Raw genomic sequence first — 10,780 nt, 5'->3', positions numbered from 1 at the left:
GTCACCGGGTCAGGACGCGGTCCAGCCAGGTGAAGGCTTCCTCCTGCATCGCCAGGTTGAAGGTGTGGCCCAGTCCTGGCCAGAGCTTGGTGGCCAGGCGGTGGCTCGCGTGCTGCGAGGCCCAGACGGCGCGCATCGTGGCGTAGGCGGACTCGACACCGGACCGGGGGAACAGGGTGTCGAGTTCGCCGTTGAAGACCAGCATCGGGTGCGGCGCGGCGATGCTCGCCACGTCGGGGATGTCGAGGTAGCGGGCGAGCCCGGGGTGGAGCATGTGGAACGCCGAGCCGCCGCGCAGGGTGTTGTTGCCGGTGACCATCATGTCCTTGAGCGCGGTCATCCAGCAGACGGCGACGGTGGCGGCGATGTGGGTCGACAGGGCGGCGACCTGCCACGCTCGGTAGGAGCCCATGGAGAAACCGACGGCGGCGATCCGGCGGTGGTCCACTTCGGGCAGGGTGGCGAGCACGGCCGCCGCGCGCATGTCCTCGTACGCGAGCAGGCCCGCCAGCGATGAGCCCAGGTTGAACAGGTTGCTCGCGAGTGCCTGCTGGCCGTCGTAGGTGAGGCCGCCCCGGTCACCCCAGCCGAGGGCGTCCACGGCGAGGACCGCGTAGCCCCGGGCGACCAGCGCGTTGCCCGCGAAGCTGCCCTCGAAGTAGCGCGTGGCCCAGGCCTGTGCCGACGCCCGGCGCGTCTCGTCGTACCAGGGCTCGATCAGTTTCTCCTTGCCGATGTCGAACTTCGAGCCGTGGTCGTGCAACAGGAGCGCGGCCGGGAACGGGCCGGGGCCCTCCGGCAGCAGCATGGTCGCCCTGACCCGGCTGTTGCGGGTGACGTTGAACAGGATCTGCCGTTGCCGGTAGCCGTCGCGCGGCTGGTCGTCGATGATCTCCACGTCGAACGGGGTCCGGTCCTCGGGTTGCCACAGCAGTTCGCGCACCTGGGCGCGGGCCCGCCGTTTCCAGTCGGGGAAGTTACCGCGGGTGTTCGCCCAGGACAGGGGGAAGTCGAGCTCCGCCTTGAGGCGCTCGGCGAAGACCGGCAGGTTGCCCTCGACGACCGAGGGCCCCTCGAATACAGGCTCGGGACCAGCGGGAAGCTGGCCGGCTGCGAGGGTGACCGCTGGCAGGGATACGAAGCTGCGCCGGTTCATACATTCCTCCTTGTCGATGCATGTCTCCGGAGAAGACTGCCACTGATCGATGCCCGTCACTCGATATCTGCGCCATCTGTAGGCGTGACCTGTCACGCTGCGCGCTCACGGCGTACCTATTAACTTCGGGGGTGCAGCCCTGGACCCGGTTGTCGTTCAGCCCGCCCGAGTGCGGGGGCGTCGATATCCGAGGGTTGCTTCTTGATCATGAATCTGTGGCTTCGGCTACCCGTTGTGCTGATGCTGCCCGTTGTGCTCGTGCTGGCCGCCGCCGGGTGCACGAGTGGCGGGTCGGCCGGTGCGGGCTGGACGCCCGTGTGGAGTGAGGACTTCGACGGGCCCGCCGGTAGCGGGTTGTCGAAGGAGGACTGGATCTACAGCACCGGCACCGGGTATCCCGGCGGGGCCGCGCAGTGGGGGACCGGTCAGCTCGAGGCCTCCACCGACTCCACCGGCAACGTCCGCCTCGACGGGGACGGGCACCTGGCGATCGTGCCGCTGCGTACCGGTGCCGGGGTCGGGGCCTGGACCTCAGGGCGGGTGGAGACCAAGCGGACCGATTTCGCAGCGCCCGAGGGCGGCAAGGTGCGGATCGAGGCCGTGCTGCGTCAGCCGGATGTGACCGGTCCGGAGGCGGCAGGCTATTGGGCGGCGTTCTGGGCGCTCGGTGAACCGGCCCGCGCGGTGGGGTCGACGAACTGGCCGCACATCGGTGAGTGGGACGTCATGGAAGCTGCCAACGGGCACGACTCGGTGTGGCAGACCGTGCACTGCGGCGAGCCGGTGGGTGGTCCGTGCGGCGAACCGACCGGGATCGGCAGCGGTGAGCAGGCCTGCGCGGGCTGCAGGAGCGACTTCCACACGTACGCCATCGAGTTCGATCGCAGCGTCAAGCCGGAACAGCTGCGGTGGTACGTCGACGACAAGAACACCTTCACCGTCGCCGCCGACAAGGTGGACGCCGCGACCTGGGAGCAGGCCAACCATCACGGCTTCTTCGTGATCCTGAACGTCGCGATCGGGGGCAGCTTCCCGGCCGCGTTCGGTGGCGGTCCGACCCCCGCGACCAAGCCGGGCGTACCGATGCTGGTGGACCGGGTCGCCGTCCTGAGGAGCGCATCCTGATGAGTGTCATTCCCGCGGAAGCCCGGATAGGGCCCGTCAGCGAGCTGTCGTGGCAGCCGATCCAGCGATCCACCCGGTTCGCCGTCCTCGTCGCGCTGTGCGTGACCGTGTTCTACATGATCTTCCTGCTGAACCCGGCCTACCGGGGGAACGTCTGGACCTGGGGCCTGGTCCTGTTCGCCGAGGGGATCACGATCTTCAACGCGCTCGCGATGTGGTGGACCGTGCTGGCGCACACCCAGCACCCCGACCCGCCGGAGGTGTTCGCCTGGCGTCGCCGGCTCACGACCGGTGCCCTCGCGCCCTCGATCGACGTGTTCATCACCGTCTACGGGGAGCCGCTCGAGATCGTCCTGGTCACCGTCCGGGCCGCCCGCGACATGCGCGCCGAGCACAAGACCTGGGTCCTGGACGACGGCAACAGTGACGCCCTGCGCGACGCGTGCGTCACCGAGAACGTCGGTTACCTGCGGCGCACCGAGCATGTGTACGCGAAAGCGGGCAACATCAACGCGGCCCTGCGCCGCACCGACGGCGAGTTCGTGGTCATCCTGGACGCGGATCATGTGCCCAGTCCCGACTTCCTGCTGCGCGCGCTGCCGCACATGCAGGACGAGAAGGTCGCGTTCGTGCAGACACCGCAGGCCTTCCCGAGCGCGCGGGGCCTGGTCGCCGAGGGGGCCGCGGAGTCGCAGCGGATCTTCTACGAGCTCGTGCTGCCGGGGCGCAACCACTTCAACGCGGTGTTCTGCGTCGGCACCAACGTCATCTTCCGGCGTACGGCGCTGCGGGAGATCGTCGGCATGCATACCGCCAGCAACTCCGAGGACATCTGGACCTCGATCGAGCTGCACAAACGCGGCTGGCGCTCGTTCTTCGTGCCCGAGGTGCTCGCGCGCGGACTCGCCCCGGACAGCTTGCTGCCGTACTTCAAACAGCAGTTCCGCTGGGCGTACGGTGCGTTCGAGGTCATGTTCCGCGGTGGCCTGCTGCGGCGCAGTGTCCTGACCATCGACCAGCGGTTCCAGTATCTGCTCGCCGGCGTCAACTATCTGCTGTCGCTCGCGGCGCTCATCCTCATGTGCCTGCCGGCGGTGTACCTGCTGTTCGGGTTGAGCCCGATCCGTGCGGACCTGAGCACCTGGGTCGTGCACTACGCGCCGTTCTACGTACTGATCATGCTCGTGACCGTCCTGCAGCTGGGCGGTTTCAAGATCTCCGCGATCGTCACCAGCATCGGCGCGGCCCCGGTCCACGTGCGTGCCCTTGTCATGGCGCTGTTCAAACGGCACGTCAAGTGGACGGTCACGAACGCCGGCCCCGGCGGGCTGCCCGGCATCGAGCTGGTCCTGCCGCACGTCGCGCTGTTCCTGCTGAACGCGCTGGCCATCGCGGTCGGCATCAGCACGCTCCCGCTGCGTGGCACCGACGTGGCCGCCGTCTCGCTCTCCATCGCCTGGGCGTCCATCTACGTGCTCGTGCTGGGCCGGGTCATCGCCGAGGCCGTGATCGCGCCCCGGGTCATCAAGGAGCGGCTGGAACGCCGTAAGGCCGGAGCGCTGCTGTCCCGGGCGCTGCCCTGGCCGGCCCGCTGGGAGGAGACCGACGAACTGGTCAGCTCCGCCATGGCCGATGCCGCCGGGCCGCCACCCGCCACCCGTACGCGCTGAAGGGATCAACCATGGCCGCCCCCACCGTCACCGCGCCACCCGCGCCACCCGCACCGAAGCCGGCCCGCAGGTCGGGCCGCAAATGGCGGGCCCGGTTCATCGTCCTGCTGATGCTCGCCGCCGCGGTCTTCGTCTTCATCAAGCTCACCGCCGACCGGGTGACCAGCGCCGCCCTCGTCGACCTCGGTGCCGTCACCCTGACCGCCCAGCCGATCCCGGTCGAGACCCCGCGCCCGGGCCAGGTCATCCAGGTCTCGGTCAAGGCCGAGCAGCGGGTCGCGGCGGGCGCCAAGCTCGGCATCGTCGAGGTCACCACGACCGACTCCGACGGCGAGCCCGTCCTGAAGAAACTCACGATCGTCGCACCGCGGGCCGGCATCGTCGTCGACCAGCCGGTCACCATGGGCAGCACCCTGCAACCGGGTCAGCCGTTCGTCGAACTGTACGACCCGGCCGAGCTGATCTTCGTCACCGACGTCGCCGTGGAGAACCTCCCCGACCTGAGCCCGGGAATGACCGCCAAGCTCAAGGCGAAGGGCCTGAACCGCTCCCTCACGGCGACCGTCCAGCGGATCGTGCCCAGCATGACCGGTGGCAGCGAGGCCGGCGCGGCACCCGGATTCCTGCGGATGGTGCTGCTGCCGTCCAGCGCGGCGGACGTCAGCGATCTCGTCCCGGGCCTGCGCTTCACCGGCGAGATCGACACCCGCACCGGACCCGGCAATCCGAGACTCATTGCGCTGCCATGCAACCCTCGCGCCGTCAATTCCGTAGAAGGGGCGTTCTGTAGGTAGGTGAGAGGGCTGGTGATCTGTGGGACGGAACTCTGAGCGGGACCGGGAGTTCACCGAGTTCGTGTCGGCACGCCGCGACGGACTGGTCCGGGTGGCCGCGTTGCTGGTCTCCGGAGACCTGGCGAAGGCCGAGGACGTCGTGCAGACGGCGCTGACCAAGCTGTACCTGGCCTGGCCGCGGGTCCGGTCGGACACCGTCGACGCGTACGCCCGGCGCTGCGTGGTCAACGTGGCCACCGACGAGCACCGGAGCCTGTTCCGGCGTCGCGAACAGGTGCGTTCACAGCTGCCTGAAACGCCGGTCGCCGACGATGCGTGGAACGACAACTCGACGGTCGTGTCGTTGCTGGGCACGTTGCCGGCGAGCATGCGCGCGGCCGTCGTGCTGCGCTACGTCGAAGGCCTCAGCATCGCCGAGGCGGCCGACGCGATGCGGTGCAGCGAGGGCAACGTGAAGAGCCAGAGCGCCCGCGGGCTGCAGCGGCTCCGCGAGCTCTTCCCCGCGCGTCACCTGACCAATTTTGCGAAAGGATAATGAGATGCCCGATGTCATGGACGTCCTGAAGAACCTGCCGGATGCCGTGCCCACCGGCCACTCCGGGCCGGATGTCGTTGCCGGCGACGTGGCCCGCGGTCATCGTGCCGTCACTCGCCGTCGCTGGCAGCGCTTCGGCGTCACCGGCGCGGTCGTCGTCGTCGCTGCGGCGGCTGTGGGCGTGGGTACCGGCCAGTTCAGCCCGGCACCGAGCAGCCCCGCGCAGGTTGTTGCGGCACCCGTGGCTCCGAGGCTGGAACTGGTCGCGTACCAGGGGAGCCAGCCGGTGGGGTTCGAAGTGACGACCGTGCCGGAGAACTGGAAGGTGATCTCCTCGGACACGTCGTCCTTCCTGGTGGCACCGCCCGGCGCGGACATCGCCGGGCCGAAGCCCGGCGAGCCCGTCAGCTTCGAGGGGCAGATCGCCGTCTCGCTGCAGGGACTGTCGAAATTCCCCGCCGAGTCGCCGGTGAAGAAGGTCGACATCAACGGGGCGGACGGCAGACTCGGATTCCCGCTGGCCGAGGAGGGCAAGCTGTCGGACACCCGCTGGCTGTTCTTCCCCGACAACGCGGGCCACAGCGTGCAGGTGCAGGTCCCGGCGTCGGTCGGGCTGAGCGACGACCAGATCGTCAGCTTCGCCAAGGGCATCACCGTCACCGCGCAGGCCCAGTCGATCGGCGGCTGACAGCGTCGTCCGGCTCGGTCCCGCCGATCTCGCTATGGCAGGACCGGCAGGTCGATCCGGGAGCCGTCGTGGGCGATCTCCTGGGTCGCCCGGTGGGTGGTGGCAGGGTCGGGTGAGCCGGGGTTGCGGGCGTAGCGGGGGTGGGCGCCCGAGCTGATCTGCACGCCGATGCGGTGGCCCACCGCGAACTGGTGGAACGCCGGCCACAGGGTGACCTCGACGTCCTGGAAGTCAGGGGACGCGCCGACCCGCTGGATGCCGTCGCAGACCGTCATCGAGCGGCCGTCGGGGTGCACGTCGCAGATGCGGACGAAGACGTCCGCGCTGGGTCGGGACGACCGGAAGCGGATCCGGGCCACGGGCTCGCCCGCGATCGTGGTCGGTGCGGTCAGCGGGTCGCCGCGGAGCACGACGACGTCGGCCCGCTTCTCGTGCTCCGCGTTGTCCACCGGGCCCGAATCCGGCAGCAGGCTCGGGCCGCCGACGGACGGCGTGGGGCGCTCGGGATCGTACACATAGGTGGTGGTTTCGTCGGAGGGCTGCGCCGCGTCGAGCCGGCCCGATCCGGACAGGAACAGCGATTGTGCAGTGACCCCGGACGGTGGCCAGGACTGCAGGTGATGCCACACCTCAGCGCCGGTCCGGTACGCCCGGACCGGCGCAACCCGGGTGGCCGGCGCACCGGCGAAGTGCTCCTTGAGGAAAGCCGCGGTCTCGCTGATGACCGGCGCGTCCATGTCCTTGGAGACGTGACCCCACGGCCCGACGGTGAGCCGCGGCGGCCGTCCGGCGGCGGTGAGCTGGGCATGGTTGCGCAGCTGGGCCGGGAGGAAGATGTCGTACCAACCGGTGATCATGTAGACGGGTGCGGTGACGTCGGGGACCGAGGCGGTGTGTGACTGCTGGGTCCAGTAGTCGTCGGTGAGCTTGTCGTGGGCGACCCAGTCCTGGTACCAGTGGACCTGACGCCCGGTCGCGACGGTGTCGCCGTCCCGCAGCGGCAGCACCCCGAACGCCCTGCCCAGCTTGGGGTCGGGCCGGATCATCGCCAGCGCCAGAGGGAGCATCTCGCGGCGGATCATGCGGTCCATCATCTGGGTCCAGCCGAGCGCGTTGCGCAGCGCGAACGTACCGTTGTCCCAGGTCTGCGCGCCGAAGTCGGGCATCGTCACGACCAGGCAGAGCGCGTCCGGGGCATTGGCCGGATCCTCGCGCTGCAGCTTCCCGGCGACCGCCCACTGGGTGAACCCCATGTAGCTGGGCCCGAACGTCGCGACCTTCCCCGTGAACCACGGCTGCTGCCGGACCCAGCGGTGCGTGGCGATCCCGTCGCGCTGCTCGTCGACCTGCGGCGTGAAGACACCGCCGGAACCCCAGGTGCCGCGGCAGCTCTGGAACAGGACCGGGAAACCCTCCCGGGCGAGCGCACGGGCCCACCCGGCGACGGGCCCGCGCCGCCCATACGGCCCGCGGACCACGATCGTCGGTAGCGCATCGCCGACCGGGCCCACCGGCCTGATGAGGTCGGCCAGCAGCTCCACGCCGTCGTCCATGGGCACCCGCAGGTCCCGCTGGATGGCCACGTCGTAAGGCCCCGGGGTCAGCCCCTTGATCCGCCGCGTCTGCATCCACCGGGAGAACCGCGCCCGCACTCTGCTCATGGGACCAAAAGTAGAAGATCAACGGGGCGTAGCGCGACCACTATGTATGCGCGACAATCGATGCCGGTCCGGTCTGGTGCGCACCGGCAGTTGATCTAGAAGTCGGTTCACGGTCGTGTGCGCGTCTCCTGTGGAGCGGAGACTGGCCCCGTCTCACATTCACCGACGTAGAGGAATACGTGCATGACTCCCGTACGCGCATGGCGCAGGGCCGCGCTGGTGGCCGGCTGTCTGGTGCCGATGCTGGCGTCGACCGCGGCGGTTGCCGCGCCGAGTGAGCTTTCGGCCTTCGACGCTGTCAACCAGTTCATCGGCACGGAACTGGACCAGACCCAGAACAAGAGCAACGACGCGTACGGCAACACGTTCCCGGGCGCGACGGTGCCGTTCGGCATGGTGCAGCTGAGCCCGACGACGTACAAGGAAGGCAATGCGGGGGTCGGGGAGAAGGGTGGCTACGAGTACACCGCCGACCTGATCCGTGGCTTCGGGATGACCCGCTACGACGGCACGGGCTGCACCGGGCGCTACGGCGGTTACGAGTTCCCGACCATTCCGTACGCGGGGGCGCTGACCGGTGGTGTGCTGCCGTCGAGCCCGGCGACGAACATCAAGGACTACTACCTCAAGTTCAGTCACGCCAACGAGGTCTCGCAGCCGGGCTACTACGGCGTGGATCTTGACAACGATGTCAAGACGGAATTGACCGCTACGTCGCGTACGGGCGTCAGCCGCTTCGACTTCCCGAAGAGCGGCGACTCGACGCTGATCCTCGACACGTCCGGCCCGAACAACCGCACGTTCGGCAGCGAGGTCACGATCGACCCGCAGACGCGTACGGTGTCCGGCTGGATGTACGGCGTCGACGTCTGCGACAACGGCAACTACTACAAGGCGTACTTCTCCACCACGTACGACCACGACTTCGCGTCGTACGGCACGTGGACCGACGAGGCGCTGACCCCGGGCTCGACGCACGCGATCAAGAGCACCACCGACGTCGGCGTGGACTACCGTCACGACACCGGCGCGTGGCTGACGTTCAAGCAGGGCTCGAAGGTCGTCGCGAAGACCGGCTTCAGCTACACCAGCGTCGAGAACGCCGCGCTCAACCGCGACACCGAGGTCGGCCACGACGGCTTCAACGATGTCAAGAACGACGCGAAGAAGCTGTGGAAGAACGCGCTCGGCACGGTCGACGCGGACGGCGGGTCGGCCGAGCAGCGGACCAAGTTCTACACCGCGCTCTACCACGCGTTCCTCAACCCGACCCCGCGCGACGACGTCAACGGGCAGTACGTCGGCTACGACGACAAGCTCTACACGCTCGCCAAGGGCCACCACTTCTACAAGAACATCAACTTCCCCGGCACGGGCTGGGACGGCTACCGCAGCCAGGTCCAGCTCGTCGCGCTGACGTTCCCGCAGGTCGCGAACGACATCAACCGCTCGATCGTCGCGCTTACCCAGCAGACCGGCGGCTGGGCCCCGGGCGTCTCCCGCATGCAGGGCGACAACCTGCAGGTCATCCTCGCGACGCTCGACGACATGGGCGCCACCGACTACGACCGCGCGGCCGCGCTCGCGTCCATGAAGGCGACGCAGGTGCTGCCGGCGACGACCACGAAGCGGACCGACGGCTACCAGTACTTCGCCACCGGCATGATCGAGAACCGCAAGGGCGACTTCGCGACGTCGCGGACGCTGGAGTACTCGGCCGACGACTTCGCGATCGCGCAGCTCGCGGACCGGCTCGGCGACAAGCCGGCGTACGACTTCTTCATGGCCCGCGCGCAGAACTGGATGAACGTCTTCGACCCGGAGACCCAGCACATCCGCCCCCGCGAGCGGACCGGTTTCGACCGTAGCTTCGACCTGCGGGTACGCGATGACAGCGCCGGCCGTGGCCAGTTCAACCAGTCGACCGGCTACCAGTACGGCTGGAACGTCCCGCAGAACCTGTCGACGCTGATCGCCAAGCGGGGCGGCGTCGCGAAGGCCACCGCGGAGCTCGACGTGCTGATGGCGCAGCTCGACGCCGGCGCGTACACGCAGACCGGCAACTACCTCTCCAACCAGGCCCCGTTCGGCACACCGTGGGTCTACAACTGGCTGCAGGCCCCGGCCAAGGCGACCGATGTGCTCTACCGCGCGGTCTCCGAGATGTACGACACGACCCCGACCGGCCTGCCCGGCAACGACGACACCGGCTCGCTCAGCGCGTGGTACGTCTTCGCCAACCTGGGCTTCTACCCGGCGATCTACGGCACCGGTGACCTGGTCATCAGCGCCCCGATGTTCGACAAGATCGTCATCGACCCGATCGGCGGAAGTGCCAAGATCAAGATCAATGCGAAGGGTACGGCCACAGGTGCGCGTTACGTGAACGCGCTCAAGGTCGACGGCAAGAGCCGGACCGCGTCGTGGCTCGACAGCTCCGTCGTGCGCAAGGGCGGCACGCTCGACTTCACGATGAAGTCCACCGTCGGCACCTGGGGCACCGGCACCGCGGACATCCCGCCCTCCTACACCGACGGCGCCGACGCTATGAACAACGTGGGCACCACACCGGACGGTCAGGGAAACCTCGGCTCGATGGACCTGAGTGACTGGTCGCTGTCCCGTAACGCCCTCGCCGCCGCCGGCGCCCGGCCGGGTGCCCAGCTCCCGCTCGCCGGCACCGGCACGGTCTTCACCTGGCCCGCAGCCGAGCCCGGCAAGCCCGACAACTGGCTCCCGCACGGCCAGCGCGTCGAGTTCGACAACGTGGCCGCCTCGACCGTGTCCTTCCTCGGCCTGGCGACCAACGGTCCCTCGGCGGGCACCGCCACCGTGCAGTACACGGACGGCACCACCCAGCAGGTCCCGGTCAGCTTCGGCGACTGGGCGGGCACGGCGCCGGCGGGCAACACCGCGCTCGTCACCGTCGCCGGCCGCAACAACGTCAACGGCACCGCCGGTGACGGCACCTTCCGGGTCTTCGCGACCCAGCCCGTGGCCCTCGACCCCGCCAAGGTCGTCGACGCGGTCACCCTCCCGCAGGGCAGCGACAAGGGCATGATGCACATCTTCGACGTCGCCGTCTCGTAACACCGCTCGCGGCCCGTCCGTCCACCGTCGACTTTGGTCGCTGCACTTGACGGACGGGCCG

8 protein-coding genes are annotated in these 10,780 nt (G+C 69.0%); 6 read left to right on the top strand and 2 right to left on the bottom strand.

The window, feature by feature from the left end:
- Position 1: 1 nt before the first annotated feature.
- A complete protein-coding gene (locus Ahu01nite_RS24455) occupies positions 2 to 1,156 on the bottom strand; it encodes a dienelactone hydrolase family protein (RefSeq protein WP_203838949.1) in 1,155 nt (384 codons plus the stop codon).
- Between the two features lie 207 nt (positions 1,157 to 1,363).
- Here Ahu01nite_RS24455 and Ahu01nite_RS24450 point away from each other — a divergent pair, with 207 nt between their 5' ends.
- From Ahu01nite_RS24450 to Ahu01nite_RS24430, 5 genes are read left to right on the top strand one after another with little or no spacing between them, the layout of a single operon-like run.
- On the top strand, positions 1,364 to 2,281 hold the full coding sequence (locus Ahu01nite_RS24450) for a glycoside hydrolase family 16 protein (protein ID WP_203838948.1): 918 nt from the start codon (positions 1,364 to 1,366) through the stop codon (positions 2,279 to 2,281).
- Complete coding sequence (locus Ahu01nite_RS24445) at positions 2,281 to 3,951, top strand: glycosyltransferase family 2 protein (RefSeq protein WP_203838947.1); 1,671 nt, start codon at positions 2,281 to 2,283, stop codon at positions 3,949 to 3,951. The genes Ahu01nite_RS24450 and Ahu01nite_RS24445 overlap by 1 nt, the downstream gene beginning before the upstream one ends.
- Before the next feature lie 11 nt (positions 3,952 to 3,962).
- Complete coding sequence (locus tag Ahu01nite_RS24440; protein ID WP_203838946.1) at positions 3,963 to 4,745, top strand: HlyD family secretion protein; 783 nt, start codon at positions 3,963 to 3,965, stop codon at positions 4,743 to 4,745.
- 19 nt (positions 4,746 to 4,764) lie between these two features.
- Entirely contained in the window at positions 4,765 to 5,280 is a 516-nt protein-coding gene (locus Ahu01nite_RS24435; protein ID WP_203838945.1) for a SigE family RNA polymerase sigma factor, read from the top strand.
- A gap of 4 nt (positions 5,281 to 5,284) precedes the next feature.
- Positions 5,285 to 5,968: a hypothetical protein gene (locus Ahu01nite_RS24430; protein ID WP_203838944.1), complete on the top strand. Its 684-nt coding sequence runs from the start codon at positions 5,285 to 5,287 to the stop codon at positions 5,966 to 5,968.
- Between the two features lie 32 nt (positions 5,969 to 6,000).
- Here the strand turns inward: Ahu01nite_RS24430 and Ahu01nite_RS24425 are convergent, their stop codons facing one another.
- Positions 6,001 to 7,629: a CocE/NonD family hydrolase gene (locus Ahu01nite_RS24425; RefSeq protein WP_203838943.1), complete on the bottom strand. Its 1,629-nt coding sequence runs from the start codon at positions 7,627 to 7,629 to the stop codon at positions 6,001 to 6,003.
- Positions 7,630 to 7,812: 183 nt separating this feature from the next.
- On the opposite strand from Ahu01nite_RS24425, the gene Ahu01nite_RS24420 reads away from it, so the two are divergent.
- Positions 7,813 to 10,719, top strand: coding sequence for a GH92 family glycosyl hydrolase (locus tag Ahu01nite_RS24420; RefSeq protein WP_203838942.1), 2,907 nt, complete (start codon positions 7,813 to 7,815; stop codon positions 10,717 to 10,719).
- Positions 10,720 to 10,780: the final 61 nt, after the last annotated feature.

Source organism: Winogradskya humida, from assembly GCF_016862215.1.
GTDB classification, from domain to species: domain Bacteria; phylum Actinomycetota; class Actinomycetes; order Mycobacteriales; family Micromonosporaceae; genus Actinoplanes; species Actinoplanes humidus.
This window is presented reverse-complemented; position numbering and strand designations above follow the sequence as displayed.